This window comes from Bradyrhizobium niftali (genome assembly GCF_004571025.1).
Lineage (GTDB): Bacteria > Pseudomonadota > Alphaproteobacteria > Rhizobiales > Xanthobacteraceae > Bradyrhizobium > Bradyrhizobium niftali.
On record NZ_SPQT01000005.1, the window covers coordinates 55,325 to 72,790 of the forward strand.

Consider the following 17,466-nt stretch of genomic DNA (forward strand, 5'->3'; position numbering starts at 1 on the left):
ACTAAGCCTCGCTCGCAAAGGCAGCCCACTCAGGCGGCGCAACGTCGGTCTCGATCTCGCCGATTGCCTTCCAGTCGTGCGCGGGGCCTTGGCTTCCCGCCTTTTGCTTCGACATGTCGATCGCGTTTCGCCGGTCTACGGCGCGGATCTTGAACTCCTCCGCCGCACCAAACAGCCGCTCGCGGCAGAGCCGCCACAACACGCCGCCCTTCTTGCCGAACGGGTGCTGATCGAGCGCCAGCACCCCATCAGCCTCAGTCTGTGTCGGCAGGTCAGAGACAGTCAATATTTCCGCGCCGGTGCGTTCGATCACAAGCGTCAGCGGCAGCGTCGTATTGATCGGGGGCAGGACAGCGTCGTCAGCCGCGGATGTCAGCAACGCCAGCACCCGGTAGCGTTCGCCGCTCAACAATGCGAGATCGGGCAGCGCAGGGCCGGCGAGCGCGTCCGCTTCGGCTTTCAAATTGCCGGCCATGTCCTTCAAAGCTTCGGCGAGACGTTCGTTATCGTCCGACGCGTCAAGGGTGTCGGCGGCAGCGACAAGAGCATCACTGGCATCGGCGAAGCGCTTCTTGACGGCGGCAATGTCGGGCAATCCCTCGAAGTCGAGTTTAAGAATCAATCGTCGCTCGGCGCGTAGCAGCGCAAATTCATTCGCCTTGTCGTTGAAATCCTTGCGAATCGGATCCTGTTTCGAACTGTCTGGATCCTTTGGTACGTAGCGCGCCGTTTGCTCCTGGATCAGACCGTCCGCGCGCGGCACCAGCGAGAAGGCCAGATGGAATTGCCGGCCGAATTTCGCCGGCCCGGGTCCGAACGCTTTATCGATCTCGTTTGTCGCGACCGCGGGCCATCCAGCGGCATGTTTTGTGTCTGCCGCTTGCGGCTCGAACCGAGGCCCACGGCAGCGCACGACAATCGGAACTGGCGGCGCCTGATCGTCGGCCTGCGTATCGGGCCGCGCCACCAATTGCACCACCGCGTCTTCTTCTTCGAGAACAGTCTTTTCGGTTGCTGTACCCGACGTGCCCTCGCCATGGCGCAGCAAGGCGTAAGTCACGTTCGGGTCCGGCCACCACACGACATCTCTGCGGGCCATGTGGTCGTCCGGATCGGTCGCGATCCATGGCCACGCTTCCTCCACCGTCAGGTCGGCGTGCGAAATGAGGCGCACGCCTTCGACCTGGATGGTGGATTTCTTGCCGTGGCCATCGCGCACAATCTCGATAGCAGGGTTACCAAGCAACTTCTCGACCTCACGGCCCTTGAGTTGCTGTCGCGGCGTCTCATCCTGCACGGCAGATACGACGTTGGAGACGACGAGGCCGGCGCGTGCGACGGCGAGTGCCGTGACCCGATAGTGGGGCGGCAATTGATCGATGCGCCAGATGTCGGCGCCCTTCCAGAGCGACGGATAGCGGTCCGCGACTTCGCCAAGCGTCTTGCCGTCGATGTCGTTGTCGCCCAGCGGCCGCTTCAGAGGACCGACCAGTCGCTTGGGATAGAGTTGGACGTCCTCAGGCCACGTGTCGTCGGCCCTGGCCTGCCTGAGCCGATCCGGCCAGTCCCGGTCGCGATATTCGCGTGCAAAGGTCAAGGCCGTTCCTTCGGTGCCCAGCCGGGCAAACAACGAACGATTGGAGAAGGCGAGCGCCTCCTCGCCGTGGCGGGCGACAACCAGCTCCCAGATCTCCCCGGAGCTGCCGTCGTCCTTCCTTCCCGTGAGCCGCGAGCCCAGGATGACCGGCGGCTCGATCCTCTCGGTGCGCGGCGATACGGCGACCGCGTAACCGATCGGCTTCTTGAACCTGTTGGCGTCGTCCTTGTTGCCTTCGAGGAGGCCGCGCGTCACCAGCCGCTCGCTGTCCTCCTGGTCGTCGCCATAGTAACCGGCGCCGAGCGCAAGGTTCTGATAGCGCGGCGTCGGCCGCACCGCATAAGCGCGCGCATGGGCCCAGCGATCGGCATGGAGGAACGACAATGTCAGCATGCCGTCGGAATCGGCGGCCAGATGCCACGGCTGCGCCTTGACTGGCGCAGCGAGCCCATAGGGAAGCTCAGGCGCCTCGACGGCCACCGCGCCATGATCGAGGAAGCGCTGCGACCAACCTAGATAGGCGCCCATTACCTGCTGGTAGTCGTCGTAGGTCGGCTGCACCAGCCGCCCATCGGAACTCTTCGCCGGCCAGGCAAAGTCGGGGAGCGCCGCCCCCAGATTTCGCCGAAGCGAAGCGAACGCCGCCATGCTCGCTGTCGTCGATTTCGGCGTCCCCGGTTCGATATTGTCCGGCCGGCTCGCCTCCGCCACTGCCATGACCGACCAGATGTCGGCCTTGATCTCTCCGAACAGCTCGAACGGCGAGCGGCGCGTCACCCTTTCGGAAACGGCGGCGGGTGACTTCAGTTCGACCAGACCCGGCACGTCGTCATGTTCATCCGCGAAGGGCTTGGCGGGAAAATCAACGGGGTCATCCGCTGGCGGATCGAAGTCCTTTCTCTCATCGATGATGAATTGCCTCAGATCCTTGAAGAGGACGAACGTCTGCTTCCTGTCGACCGCTTTGTCGCCTGTCGCCGTCGTGATGACAATGCGCGCCCTCACTGTGAGGGCTGTGGCAAGATCGATCGTCTCGTCCGCCGCCACGCGGAAGAACAGGCTGAGACCGGGATCGAGCTTGGTCGAAAGCACCCGCCCCTTCGGCCAGGCGGTGGTCTGCAGGCTCGCGGGCGCCGATTCCATCTGGCCTGGCGTCCCCGCTGGCGCCGTCTCCGGTGGCCTCACCTCGACAATCCTGCCGTCGGCTACGCGCAGCACCTCGAATGTGGGCTTGCCGATTTGATTTTCGAAGCACAGTTCGTAGCCGGCAATGCTGATGGTCTTCCAGATCTTGGAGTTGGACTTTGGATTGCCAGCCGCGATTTGCGCCGATGGCCAATTCCCCTTGGACCACCCCATCCCGAGCAGATAGTACTTCCAGCACTTCGCCCGTCGCGGGCGCAGTGACAGTTGCGCCATCGCAAGTCCATCATCGTCGAGATTCAAGCCCGCCGTTTCGTCTTCGACGCTCGATGTCGAGAGAACGGCGTTGAACGGCCCCGCCAGCCGATCGCTGCCGGGCTTGAGCAGTACGTCCACGAAGGGGTCTCCCAAGGCGTTGTCGTCACCAAACACGGAACGATACCGTCTGGCGGCCTCCTTCATTACCGGATCGATCCGGCCGAGGAGCTCCGAGGGCAGGACGAAGCGGTCCTGATCGCGGTCATACAGTCTCAGCGTCACGGCAAGCCCGAGCTGATGCAGGGCCGCCCAGCCATAAGGATCCTTCTCGGCAATCGTTGCCGAGAGGAAGCCGGCAAAATCCTTGGCATCGCCCGGCTGGACGCTTTGGGGCGTCACGACATATCGCCGGTACAACGCCGTTTGCGTCAGCTGGTATTCAAGTTCGCCGATGACCTCTTCGAGCAGCGGATGACGGAATGTCTTAAAGTCAAGCGGCTCGATCCACTTGCCGGTTTCAATGTGCGCGCCGCGGATTAATGTGTGGCCCGTAAGTTCAACGGCCAAACCGTCGAGTGCGGTACGATCCTCGGTGAATATTTCAACAATGGCCGGAGACGGTTTCCAGCCGAACCCGAGCAGCGCCTCCCGGAGCAATCGAGCCGAGAACCTCTGATCTTCGCTGTTGGCCCCAAACTCGCAATGGCCAACGTTCGGATAGAAAGCGAGGCGGTCCGGATCACCTTCGCCAGCCGCCAGAGCCGTACGCTCCCACCCGCAGCCGGTCAACGCCACTTCGAGCGAGGGCGCGATCGAGAGCAGGGTCTTTTCCGCGCGGCTGCCCGCTGCAGCCACAAGCTGCGCCCTGACGGCGAATGGTCGTCCATTCCGCATCAGATCCGTGACCGCACCTTCCGGAGCGGTCGGCATCAGCCGGATGCGCGGCACCCGTTCGGCGAAATGCAACGTCGATTCAGCCGGCGAATACCACGGCGCGCGGATCGGCTGCGATTGCCTGTCGCGCCCCTGACCGCGGTTCAGCAGCCGCCAGGTTTCGCTAGGGTAATGCGCCTGCCAACCCTGCCAATCCCTGTTGTGATCCGGCATTAGGCGCGCCATTTCGGGCGAAACTCTTTCAACGCGGGCAACACGGCGGGCACGCCGCCAGGTCTTGGCGTTCTCCTCGAGCTTTACCGTGCTGGTATCGAGCCGCGCCAGATCATCAAGGTCGAGTTCATGCACGTCGTAGCCGGCGACTGCGGTCTGGTGGATCTTGTCGATGCCGGTCGCCGAACTCGCATCAAATCCGGACGAGGCTGCAAAGGAAATCCGGGTCAGCACGCGCCGGTCGGCGTCGCGCACCAGCGCCGGCGGCTCGCCTCCGATCAGCGAGTCAAGGCCGCCGACCGCACCGACCGGCGGAACGCGGAATCGGGCAAAGCCGGATTCGGCGCGAACCTGTCCGGCAAGATGCGGCGGCATGTCGAGATGGACAGGCCACTCGAACGCTTCCGGCCGCATCAGACCGACGTTCTGCCCCGAACCGTCGTCAACGAGGGGTTGGACCCGCACTTCGATCGCGACAGGAGTCCGCTTTGAATTGAAGGTCGCCACGATCTTCGGCTGCTTCGGATCGCTGTCGTCCATGACCGTATGGAACGTCTCCAGCGAGAAGCGCGTCGCGATGCGCTCCCTATCTCCATTCTCGCGACGCCACAGGCTGCCCAAGAAGACGTCGCTACTGCCAATGCCTTCCGGATCTCTGTCTTCCGGGTTGAGCTTGCGGACCGGAGGTCTCTTGTCGAACTTCAAGTCGAATTCGTTGATCGTCTGACCGTCGAGCCGCCGCCACAGCGGAAACTTGGCAAGCGTGTCGTGGTCAGGCTCTATCCAATCAACGTCGGTATTGTTGGGACCGCCGCGGCGCACGTCAAGGAACAGATCGCGATCTTTGTCTCTAAAGTTGACAATCCAGATCAGCTCGTCGGCGGTCGGCCCAACGCCCGAAGGCGGACCCAGACGCCGGTCGGTCAAGCCATCGGTGCCGTAATGTCCGGAAGGACGTATCGATTCGGGATCGGCGATGAGCCGGTAGTTGCGCACCACGCGCAGGGAGCCGCTGCTCCAATCTTTCTCCGAACGGAACGGATCTCGCAGCGCCATCACGACCCCGACATTGCCCTTCGGAGCAAGATCCGAAGTCCAGGGGACGTCCCCCTTCACGCCTTGTCCCATCTTAGTAACGACAAATCGCAATTCAGCTTCCGCTGGGCGGATCGGAGGCCGCGGCTTGGCCACGTCGACCAAGAAGCTCTTGGGCAAGCCGCGCGTACCGGCGATATCGACCGGCATCACCGTGTAGGTGACGGATATCGAATCGTCCCCGCCGATCAGATTGACCCAATTGATCGCGGCCTGCAGTGCCTGGGATTCATCGCGTGCCGGCAGCAGCGCGGCGCGCAGATCGGCGGCAATGTCAGCGAGGTCGTCGGTGAATTGCCAGTCAGGCCGGATCAGCTTGACGACACCGCCTTCGCATCCGCCGATGGTGGCTGCGGGCTTGACCTTCATGATCCGCGGTGTGAATTCCTGACCTTCGATCGTGCGCCTGATCTCGTAATGGTGCAGGAAATGCTCGGGATCGCCGTCGGACCACGCCAAGTGCAGCCGCCAGTCGAGCTTAATTCCATCCGGCGCCACCGTGGAGCGTCCGGATGCGAGAATCGGGTCCTGCTCCTCGAACCAGGTGTCCTTCCCGTTGAAGATCGTGATCTTGCCCGACTTCGCTACGGGTTTGGCGGTTTCGTCCTTGTCGTCTCGCTCCAGCTTCTCGATGTGGAGGTTCGCGAGGCGCGCCAGGTCGGTGGCCTTGCCGCGGAACACCAGCCCGAGATGGGAGACATGGGCAAAGGCCTCGTCGCGCAGACCGGTGTCCGGAAGCGCGACGAATTGCTCCAGGAACATCGAGAGCACTGTCGAACGCGCCAGATGAACGGCCTCGACGACAGGATTTTCCGCAGCCGTCGCGGCGCGAGCGCGCTGCGCCGTGTCTCGCGCCGCGATCCGCTCCTGCTCGGTGACACCTTCGGAGTCTTCGGCTCGGTCATGCCGGCGCAACGGCGGCTCACACCACGCCGCCAGCGTGACTCGGTAGGGCCCGCCATCCTCGCCGATTCGCCATTCCGTGTCGGTCAGGAAGCACTCGTCGAACAGATGGGCGAGCGTAAACTTTTCCGGACCCGTGCCCGTCGGCTGCTCTGTCTGGACCGGCTTGTTCCACCTGACCTTGATGCCGGCTGTCGTAGGATCGGCCGGATCCGCTTTGACTGGCTGCCAGGTGATGGTGGCAGCATCCCAACGCTCGACGCCGGGCTGATTCCAGTCACCCGCAGGCCCCCGCAGCTGATAAGCGGGCGCATCCTCCGAACGTTCGCCCGTCTTTGGCTTGAACTCCGTCGGCGCGGCGTAAAAGCTGGACCGGTCCGTGATCTCTTTCCCCGGTTCGCACGGCACCAGCAGTGCATAGCAGTCATCGCCACTTCCGACCCGATGCAGCACCAGCCAAAAGTCGGTCGGCTGCGTCGCCGCGCCGAATTGAGCCCGGTACTGCGACGGCTTGAGCGACGCATTGGTCGGATTCGGCTTGACCACCTGTTCCTGCGGCGGCGCCATTGCGGGAGCTTCGGCATTCTTAGCGTCGCTTTCGATCCGCTGGTCGCCGCTGCTGCTCGCCGCGACGGGCGCAGCATCGGGCTCCTCGGCGGTGATCGACATCGCCATGAAGCGCTGCACACGGGCGCGGGCTTCCGCGAGCTGGGTGGCGCCAAGGGTAAAGCCGATGCTGACCGAGAGCGTGCAGCCGAACGCCGAGATTGCGACGCGCGCATGCACCTGGGCACCGACGCCTTCAGTCGAGATGACCATCTCCACCGAGGCCGAAAGCTGCAGCGAGCGCGAGAAGCTGATGCGGATCGTGAAGGACTTGAAGCCGAGGTCGACTTCGAGCCAGGCACGGATCGACATCGCCAGTGACGCATCCAGAGCGATCAAGCCATAAATCAGCGAGCCCTTGATCCGCCACGACAGATAGCAGATCACCCGCGCGACCAGATGCGCGTCTAGGGTCGCCTCGCCCGCGACGCCGACGGGCCCGATCTGAAGCGCCCCGCCGAAACGGAAAAATGCATCGGCCTCGATGTTGTAGCCCCACAACAGCCCGTCATCGGCCGCGCGGAAGATCATGCCGCCGCGCACCGTGACGCGCATGTTGGGCTCGTTCATCAGGCGGACCACGAGTTGGTCGGGCCAGCCCATTTCGTAGTGAAACAGGCCGGGCTTGATGAACAGGGTGACTGACCAGTCGATCGAGCGCAGCGCCCTGCGCAGCGGCGGCTCAGAATCGCCGGATTTTGCCAGCGCCGGGATGCGATTGCCGATGTAGCCCTGGCTGTCGCCTATGCCGCGGGCAAGCAGCCGCTTGTGCGGCGCTGAAATGTACAGGTAGCCGCGGAGGCCCGGGTTGCTCCGCAGCTTGTCCTTGTCCTTGAGGTAGTCGATGTAGTTGGTGCCGAGCCAGCCGCGCAGCCCCATGAAAAGGGTGAAGTCGGAACGGATGGCTGCCACGAGATCGAACAGGAATGGATTTTCTGCCGCTTCCTCCGCTTCTTCCTTCCAACTCTTCTCCGCCGGATAGGCCTGGATCGCGCCCTTCAGCGCCAGCGTGACGTGATCGCCCTCGACCTCGGGGCGCCAGGCGGAGAATTTGTGAAGGTCGCCTTGCCGCTTGGAGATGTCGTCGAGCGCGCTGATCAGCTTTGGAATCGAAGTCGCCCGATCGGCTGCGGCGAGCGCCTCGAGCGTGTAACGGAAGCCGAAACCGAAGCCGACCTCGCGCAGATAGAAGGTCCAGACGACGGCCGGTATTTCGACCGCCATCTGGCGCTTCTCCGCATAGAAGAAGAACGACTTGCGCCGCTCGCCCGGATGATCCTCCCGTTCCAGTTCGAGAAAACCCAGGCTTGCGGCAAGGTTGCCGAATCCGGGAATCTCCAGCTCACCTTCCCCCAGGAAGCCGTAGGTGTTGTAGCCGGGCGGCGCCAGCTCGGTGCCTTCCACGGTCGTGCCGGGATCGACCGCCAGCACGGCGCCGCGGACGTGGATCGCGCCCTTGAGATTCAGATCGACACCCAGCCCGTCCGCCCTGATGCGGGGCAGCGACTGGCCCTTGGCGGGCGGCGCAATCCACAAGCCGTGAAAGTCGATCTTCGGCTGCATGATGTCGCCGATTTCGACGAACTTGATTTGGCCGGATACGTTGACCGCGGGGTCGCCGCCGAACTTCGGAGAGGCCGGATGATAACCGAAACCCCGTATTTCGAACGAGAAGAGATTGAACAGGCTGAAGGTTTTCTTGGGATTGAGCGATTTCTGAAACGAGATGTGCTTGAGCAGAACCCGCGGATCCGCAGACAAGGGCGTGCGCTCGAGGTTCATCTCGACGCCATCGAGGAACTGGAGCAGCCCGCTCTCGAACTCGCCCGATTTCGGCGTGAACCGCAACGAACCCGTCACGAGATAGTAGAAGTGATATCCGTTGTCCTTGACGAAGGAGATGTCGAGGTCGGTGATCGTGAGCGTGAAACGCGACGCGTGACAGACGATCGGGTCTCCCTTCTTGTCGAGCTCGACCTTGCCCGATTGCAACACGATGCCTTCCTTGGCGTCCTCTCCGAACGTCAGCGCCACGGTGCAGTCGGCATCGCCGATCAGCTTTGGCGGCAGCGATCCTCGCCCGGCGATCGATGCCGAGACCAGCCGACCGGCCTTGATCTCCAGCGAGCCGCCGGTGAAGCGGAACGGCACGTCGATCCCATTCATCTGCACGGCAGCGTCGCGGACCCTGGCCTTCAGATCGAGGCCACCGGCGCTGATCTTGAAGATATCGACGTCGAACACCACACCTTTGCCGTCGGAGGACAGGCCATCGAAACGCAGCTCCATCCGGGCGTTCGTCGTGTTCAGCTCGAAGCCGCTCTGGCCACCGGTGAAACCCAGCTGGAACATGTCGACCGGCGTGTCGGCAAGGCGTTCCTCTTCCTTCTTCTGCTCGACCACCCAGACAAGGCCGAGCGCATGCTCCTCGATGCGCCGCGACTTGATCGGAAACAGCTTCCCCGCCTCGACAGTGACGTCGAAATTGTCGAGGCTGAGCTTGGTCTGCAGCGTGACCTCGGTTTCAACGCCGGCGGCCTTGAGACCCAGAATGAGGTCGACCTCCGCAAAACGATTCGGGCCGGAAATGTTGGCTTTCGTGTTGGTGTCTTTGACCCAGATGACGTTCGACAGTGAGTTCTGCAGCTTGTCGAGAAAGCTCGGCGGTTTCGGACCGCTCGTTTCCATGCCGGGCTCGCCCATGCCCAGCAACGGCAAGATGCGTTTCTTGTCGAACTGGACGGAGACGTCGAATTTGTCCTGAATCGGTTTGAGCACGAACGCACCGGAGACCGTTTTGGCCTTGATGCTGGCCGACGGTACAGGCAGTGGAAGGTCGGTAACTTCCCCATCGAGACATTGGAGAAATATCGGGTTGCCGCGATTGAGTCCGGCAACGACAACGACGAGGCTGCCCGCATTCGCGCTGTCCAGAAGGTTCAAGTCGAGCTCAAGCAGCGGCTTTGCCGCGCGGTCTCCGGTGCCCGCGTCGGCGTCGCGCACCGGTTTTGTGGTGCTTGCTCCAGCAGTCGTGCTCTTCAGCCATAGATCGGTCGATAGGCTCGCTGCGGTCAGTTTCGCGCCCGCAGCCACAACATCGTGCGTCAGCGTCAGATAGGCGCCGGGCTGGCTGACGAAGTCGATCAACAGCCCCGGCTGCCAGCCGTTGTCGATGTCCACCTGCACGCCGAGCGCACCGCCCGCGATCTTCCTGCCCGTCGCCGGATTCGGCTCCGCGACCGGCGGCAAGGTGATCAAGACCTGCCTAAGCTCGATCGGGTCGGTCGCGATCCGGATTTCGACAACGAGATTCGGGGTGTCCTTGCTGAGATTCCTGAGTTCTTTCAGCGCCGCTCCAATCAGCTCGGCGATGCCGGACAGAATCTTGGATACCAGGTCGGCAACGCTGTCGACGATCTCACCAGCGACAAGCACGGCAGCCCGCGCGACCGCGGCCGCCATCTTCCCGATGATTACGATGATCTCTTCGGCTTGCTTGGCGGCGGAGGCGACCAGCTCGAACATGATCTTGACGATCGGAGCCGCTTCGCGTGCAACGGCCGCGGCCGCGTCGGCGATCAGCTGGATCGGATACGGCTCCACCAGACGTAATTCCGTGATCTGGGCGCCTTTTGGGGACAGCTTGAGCTTTCCGGAGAAGGCGAGAAATGCTGTGGGCTCGTCGCGAACCCGGACAATGAGACGACGGAAACTCACATCGACCCACAACGACTCACCGCCGGTCGATACTGACGGCACGACGGTCAGACCTTCCCAGGACACTTCCAGTGGCCCGAAGCGAGACGTGCCGGGTTGGACCTCGAGTGGATCCCTGACGGTGATGGTTGCGTCGACGACGAGCTTGGTCGCCGTGGAGGCAAACCGCATCGCCTCGAACGTGGCCACCGGCGCCGCGCCGCCATCCTTGTTCTGCTTGATTGTCGCTTTGAATTTGGCGAGCTTGCCTTCGATCAGGGCATCGGCCCAGTCGCCCTCGGCGAGATCCTGTGTCACGACGGCCCAGTCGATGCCGCCCGCGCCTCCCGGTCTCACGCGCAGCGCCAGCCGCGCTTCCTCGTTCGGCCCCGGAGCAGGATCCTGTTCGAAGCTGGCTTCGATCTTCGCCGCTTCAACCTTGCTCACCAGCCGGTGGAAGGCGCCGGCGAGTCCATTCAGCCCGCTCTTCAGCTTCAGCGGACTGTGAATGGACGGCAGATTGAGTGAAGGCAGCTCGAATTCCGGGAGGCTGATGTTGAAATCGTCCACGTCGATGCGCAATGTCGCGCTGGTCTCCATCTCGACGATGCACACCAGCGATACCGATCGCTTGACGGCGCCAATCGAAAGGCTGGCGCCGCCGACCACCTCGCACCTGCCGCTGAACTTGATCTGCGGCGGATTCTGCTCAAGCATGCTTTCGTCGAGCAGCCTGAGCTTGATTGATCCGCCGGCAAAGGCATTGCCGCTTCCGAACGGCGACGCGACGCCCAGAAAAACAGCCCCCGTCGCCGAAATCTCGACGACCTGAAGGCGTCGCTGGGCCTCGTGCAACAAAGCGGCAAACTGTCGCACGAGACTCGCTTTGGCGGCGTTGAGCGCAGTGGTGAGCTCGCCGTTGAGTTCGGCCTCCGTTCGAAATCCGGTCTTGTCTTCCTTGATCAATCCGGCCGGAACGTCGATCGGCTTGGCTAACGCGACGCTGACAGGTTCAGTCACGTCAGCCTTGACGATGACCTTCGTGATTTGAAATACCGCGCGGTTCAGCTTTTCCGGCGAGGGGCCGTCGTACTCGAATATCTTGCCCGGCGCCCCTGAAGCGATGTCTCCTTCAAGCTGAAGCTCCCAGCTCAGCCCGCCCGGAAGAGGTCCGCCAAATGCCCTCAGCCCTGTCATTGGACACGCCCCAAAAATGAACTGACAAAAAATGAAATGGTGAACTGCTTGCGGGCCCCTCCGATCCGCCTCAAAAGCTGCTGCACTGCACGCTTAAAAATTTCATTCGCGTTATGATTGCAAAATTCATCTAATCATACATCATAGTGCTTGGCTAGGGAGTGCGGAGGTGAAGCGAAGCGCGGGCGACGTTAGTCGATCGCTTGGGGGAGATAGCCAATGGCTGACAGTGATATTGAATTGATTTCATCATTTGTTTGGGGCGAGTCCAGCGGACTGAGCGGTCTGGGTGACGAGCCCGACAAGGCACTGGACCGGCTGTGGTCCGATCTTGCCCACATCGCGATGAAAGCGCGGCCGCTTGGATTGCTCGGACAAATGAAGCGCTCGGGAAGTTCGGTCGGCACCGATGAGACTGCGAACTACACCCGCATGAAGGAGGCCGTCAGAAGGGTCGTCGAGGAAAAATACGGCGGCCAGGGCCTGCCGCAGCAGGCGGCTTTGTGGCAGATCGATGCCGACGGCAGATTGCTTTTCAACGCGGGCGACGCCGGTCAGGCGCCGCCGTCCTGGATTTTTCAGCCGACCGCGACCCAGGCTGGAGAGTTTTCCAGCAAAGCCGGCGCGCGATTCCGCCTCTATGAACTGAAAGATCCACCGGCCGCCGGTCTGATGGGTTACGTGTCGTCCTACAGTTCGACTGGCCTTGCCATCAGAAAATGGACCGTGCCGATGCCCACGCGCAGGATCGCATGGGGCATTGGCATTGCAGCATCGATTCTCTTCGTCTTCGGCGGCGTTCTGGCAAAACGGACCGGAGAGGCAGATGGCGCAATCCGCATGGAGATGGCAACCGCTGATTTCCAATACGACATCGTCTTCAAGCTGGCCAATAACTGCATCAACGATCAGAAACTGTTTCCGAAGTGGAAGCGCGGCGCATGCAGCTTTCTTCAGGAAGGCGACAAATACGTTATGCCGCGCAAGGTTGAGGAGGCCGAGGCAGCTCGCGCGAAGGAGGCACAAGCAAAGGGCGTTGCCGTACAAGCGGCTGCGGTAGTTGTGGCTGCCCCCACTGCTACACCTACGGCGGCACCCTCGGCTACGCCGACGCCCGCCCCCACGGCAACACCAACACCCGCCCCCACGGCTGCGCCGACGGCGGCACCTACAGCTGCACCGAGTGCGTCACCGGCACCTTCGCAGAACGGTTCAGCTCCCAAAAAGGACGTCAGAGAGTTCGGCGACGTCGGCGCGACAATCGCGTTGATACGCAAATGCCTGAACGTAGGGCTGGCGGCGCCGCCCACCGAGGACAAGCCGGCAGGAACTACCGATGCCGATGCTGCTGCCGCCGCCGCGGATCAAGCCGCATCCTGTGAATTGATCGCGCGTAGCGCCGGCAATCTCGTTCCTGTGAAGGCGGATGCCGGTCTTCTCAACAACTCCGTAGCGATGCTCTTTGGAGCCAAGCTTGTCGCCGGAACGAGGTCAATTCTGCTGCAGCTGTTCTTGACCACGATCGGGATCGCAGGGCTCGCGATCGCTCTCGGTCTAGGCACCAAGGGCCGAGTTGACGGCATCTGGGTCGACGAGCGCAACCGTGTATCGCTGGCGCGCGCGCAGGTGACGCTGTGGACCATCGTCGCGCTCGGGGGCTTCGCTACAATCGCCCTATACAATGTGGGGCTAGGGGCGCCGGTCGCGTTTCCGCAAATCCCGGCATCGATTGCGGCCGCCCTAGGCATCGCTTTTGCCGCGCCGATGATCTCGGCGCTCATCCTCAAGACCAAGGGGCTCGAGGATGTCACGACAGTGGGAGGATCTGCCAGAGACGCCAAGGATTTCGCGGGTCGCGGTGATTTTCTGACGGCGCCGCCTTCGGGGCTCGAGACGCGGGCGGATCCTACCCTGGCATCCATCGCCGATGTGTTCATGGGCGAGAAGGTGACGGATGCGGGCAACGTCGACATATCGAGATTGCAGAACGTCGTGCTGACAGTCACCCTGGTGCTCGGATATTTCGCGATGCTGACCGGACAGCTTCGTGCGATATCTCCGGACAGCATCCTGAGCGGGTTGGACCACCTTCCCGATCCGGGCGCTGCCTTCACTGCGGTTCTGCTGGTCAGCCACGTGACCTATCTTGGCACCAAAGCGTACACTACGGCCGCCCCCGCAACCGGTGACAAGCCCTACTGAGATTTGAAGATGCCGGATTCGAACGCAGCATCCTTCATTGGACTGGGCCTAACCGCGGCGGGGTTTGCATTTGCTCTTTATCAATATCGGAGGAACAGCGAGGAGGCCGACCGTGCCCGGAGACGGGAACGTGCCGTCATGGCCGTCGAACATATGAAAGAGTTCTACGATGACCCGAACGTGAAATTCGCAATGCAGCTGCTCGATCACGGACGGGCCCATCTCGAGGGCGCCGGCGAAGTTGCGGCTTCCGAGTTGAGTGACGCCTTGAAACAACACTGGGTCGACACACGGCGCGGATCGGAGCAGGAGGGGACAGAGAAAAAATCGTTTACGGCTAGAGATCGAGCGATACGCACTGCGTTTGACGGTTTTCTCGTGCAGCTGGAGTCGATCGAGCATCTCATCGTCAACGGCGTGATCGGCGCTCGCGAATTCGGAGAATTATTTTCGTATTGGCTAACTCTTCTGGGGGAGACGGCCCGCCCCGATGACAAGATCGGCCACCTGTCCGATGACGCTCGGAGCGCGCTATGGACTTACATCCGGGTCTATCAGTTCGATGCCGTGGTACGCCTCTTTGCGAGATACGGCCGCGCCGCACCCCCGGGGGTAGAGGGTCGCTTCGTCGCGCGCGGCAATGCGAAGATTCCTTTGGAGCAATTATTCTAGACGTCGTTCGTTGCCCGGCAGTTTCAGAATCGAGAGATGGACCGCTTTGCTGCTGGATGAGAACGTCGACGCTTTTCATAGTTTAAGGGCGTGCGTCCACTGAAGACGCATCATGACGGAGGACAGGCCATGGGGAAGATCGAATTTCCGCTGCCGACCGAAACCGACGAGATGCTTGTGGTCGGCGCGATCTTCTCGGAAGCGACGACCGGCGCGAACGCAAGCGACGACGAGAAGCGTGCCATCGGTCTGTGCGTTGTCAACATGGCCTACTACGCGCGCATGACGACGCAGAACGGCAAGAAGTGTTTCAACACGACATTCGGCGACGGCACGATCATCAAGGCCATCAAGACAAGCGTAAAGGGCTACGACACTCCTCGCTGGAGACTGGTCATGAACGGCGACGTTCTCAAGACAAAGGCCGCCCTCGAAAAGGATCTCGACGCACTCGAAACAGCCGTCCTGAAAAACGTCGTCTCGATTGCTGCCGCGGTGATGAAGGCCGCTTTGCCCGCGGCCGGCCCCGGTTCGACACGCGCCCCGCTGCAGTTCAACCAGGCCGCCAATGATCCACCGAGCAAGCGGGAGCAAAAGATATTCAATCTTGGAAGCCACACGTTCTACGGATTTATCGCCGGAAGGGAGTGTCAGTGAACATCCTTTCCAGGTTGCCGGTCGGCCTTCCAGTGGTGGCGGGCGAGACGCCACGTGGAGCAGAGCACATCCCTCCAGGTGGCGACCGGTTATCTGAAGCAGTTCGGCCCCAGCGCTCAACCCATCAGGCATTTCGCCATCGGTACAACGCCCAACTTCCTCGCAGAACTTGCAGATCGGAAAGTGTCCCGCCGAGCGAGATCGACTGTGTCGTCGATGTAAGGACGTCGCGGGCGTCAGCGAAAGAAAGAGCGATCGAACGATAATTGCGAGACGACTGAAGCCGCGTGCAACGCTTGTCTGAAAGGGCTGAGCAGCGGTCGCCCGCGCGATCGAAGACGTGCTCAGAAAGAGTCTGACACACGCGGCGATGAATGCGTCTCGCAGGAGAGGAAAATGCCTGCGAGCATGGCCGACATGGCGCTCAGTGTATGAATCTATCAGGGCTTGCGGTGCGGCTTCGAGCCAATCCAGATGCATGCGTCGCGTGCGCGATTAACGCTTGTGGATTGTCCTGGATTGTTTTGAGGCGATTTTCAGCGTCATCAAGCAAGGTTGATATTGGAGCACACGCGCGAGCTCAAGTTTGACAAAAGCGGACTCGGGGGCGAGCGACTATTCTGCAGATGTTCGATTGCCCGATCTTGATTACCGCAGCTGGCGCGAGAGGAAGCCGGCAAAGGAGCCCGTTCAGACGCGAACGAAATTGCGGCCTCGTAGGCCGCCCCCGAGGCGAAATAATCTTTTTGGGCGATGTTCAACATCGCCTTTACCCGATGGACGTCCGAATCTTGCAGTTGGTTAGCTGCTCGGCCGCCGCGCCATGTCCAATGCGGAAAGAGGCACCACCCCGTATCCGTCCCTCAGATGCTCCAACGTGTCCACACCGACCCTTGTCACGATGCGAACGTACCAATGCCAACTCTCCATTAGCAACACCCAGATCAGGATGCTCACCGCCTGGATAAATCCCCAAGTAACTTCGGCTGGTCCAGCCCTAACAGAACTTTCTGTCGACATCACTAGGGCAAGCGCCAGCATAACAAAAATCCAAACGAGCCCGACAACTCCCCGCCGCCATTTCCAGGTGCCGCAGACTTGGTTCTCGACCAATCGCAACTGCTCCAACGCTATTGCGTCGTACGGGTGACTGTATACTTGGCGGGCGTGCTGAATCATGGGCTGAAGAAAAGTTACCAAGTATTGCCACGCGGCATGGTCGACAATAGTAAACAGCGCTAGGACCCCGACGAACTGTAGGAATGTGTCCACCCACACCAAGGCTGCACCAACGATGAGGATCGCAAAGGCCATTCCAAACGCCTGCAAGGGCATCTTGCCTTTGTTCGGTGCGTCCAAGTAAACCCGCTCCTGCAGCCCAACATCCCAGAGCGTTCCCCACACCCACGCGAAGAAATAGACGACGAGGGCGGTCTTCCAGACGATCCCGCTGGCAGACGCGTTAGAGATCAGCTGCGCGATCTCTGACGAGGACAAATTGCGGAGCTTCAGCCATGTGAAAGCGAGTGGCAAGACGAAAAATATCGAACGGACCATGAGCCGAGCAACGGCCGCGAGTCTCGTTCGAGAGCCAATGTTCGTCGATTTTACGATTGGATCGGTCATAGCCGGGCCCCCGGTCACTACCCTTCCTATCGGACTCGGGAAGAAATTACCTCGAACGTGTCCGCAACGCAATTGTGGCTCACTCTTCACATCCGCGACGAAAGCTCGAACACCTGAGAATGACGTCTAGTCGCAAGCACCCCATTCTCGACATGAGCATCGCTCCTGGAATCGCTGTTATTCTTCAGTGATGCGGCGGCAGGAGCGCAATACACCGCGCTGGCCAACTTCCGTATCCCCATAGACTAGAGTCGCGGCGGCGCCGGTTTTTTGCGTTTCAGCCGGAACTCGCGATGAACAAGAGCGCGAGCTCTCGTTTTGAAGCCGCAAGACGTCGCGGCCGCTCGATCCCAGAGTCGTCGCGGACTACCTCCTTGCCCTGTGGCGGGTAAGCGCGTGTTATGGCTGCAAGCGAACGATGCGGTTCCTATTGAGCGCTCGCGATCAGCTTTATCAGCCGCCCCAACCGGACACGTCGGTAGCCGATTTGCGCGACGATGCGGAGGTCGCGACCATTCGGAGGAAAACTCCGCGATCGCCATGTTGAAGATATCGACAAACCCGAAGCACTCCTGTAGGCAAGTGCACAATGTTTAATGCGCTACCTAAGAGCGTGACCGTAATTCAATCTGTTTCAAGTCGCCCGTATGCTTGGGCTCAATGCTTTCAATGTGAGCTGGCGCGAATGCCTGGTACCCGAGCCCCTT

5 protein-coding genes are annotated in these 17,466 nt (G+C 61.4%); 3 read left to right on the top strand and 2 right to left on the bottom strand.

The features are described 5' to 3' along the window. Nucleotide 1: 1 nt before the first annotated feature. Entirely contained in the window at nucleotides 2–11,602 is an 11,601-nt protein-coding gene (locus E4K65_RS12580; RefSeq protein WP_135174426.1) for a hypothetical protein, read from the bottom strand. Nucleotides 11,603–11,821: 219 nt separating this feature from the next. On the opposite strand from E4K65_RS12580, the gene E4K65_RS48190 reads away from it, so the two are divergent. The 3 genes from E4K65_RS48190 (at nucleotide 11,822) to E4K65_RS12595 (ending at nucleotide 15,133) form a co-directional block, all read left to right on the top strand. Further along, nucleotides 11,822–13,804: a hypothetical protein gene (locus tag E4K65_RS48190; RefSeq protein WP_209312056.1), complete on the top strand. Its 1,983-nt coding sequence runs from the start codon at nucleotides 11,822–11,824 to the stop codon at nucleotides 13,802–13,804. Nucleotides 13,805–13,942: 138 nt separating this feature from the next. Then, entirely contained in the window at nucleotides 13,943–14,476 is a 534-nt protein-coding gene (locus tag E4K65_RS12590) for a hypothetical protein (RefSeq protein ID WP_135174427.1), read from the top strand. A gap of 129 nt (nucleotides 14,477–14,605) precedes the next feature. Further along, nucleotides 14,606–15,133: a hypothetical protein gene (locus tag E4K65_RS12595; RefSeq protein ID WP_135174428.1), complete on the top strand. Its 528-nt coding sequence runs from the start codon at nucleotides 14,606–14,608 to the stop codon at nucleotides 15,131–15,133. A gap of 801 nt (nucleotides 15,134–15,934) precedes the next feature. Here the strand turns inward: E4K65_RS12595 and E4K65_RS12600 are convergent. Next, the gene (locus E4K65_RS12600) at nucleotides 15,935–16,759 is read right to left on the bottom strand and encodes a hypothetical protein (protein ID WP_135174429.1); all 825 of its coding nucleotides are present in this window, start codon (nucleotides 16,757–16,759) and stop codon (nucleotides 15,935–15,937) included. Between the last annotated feature and the right edge of the window lie 707 nt (nucleotides 16,760–17,466).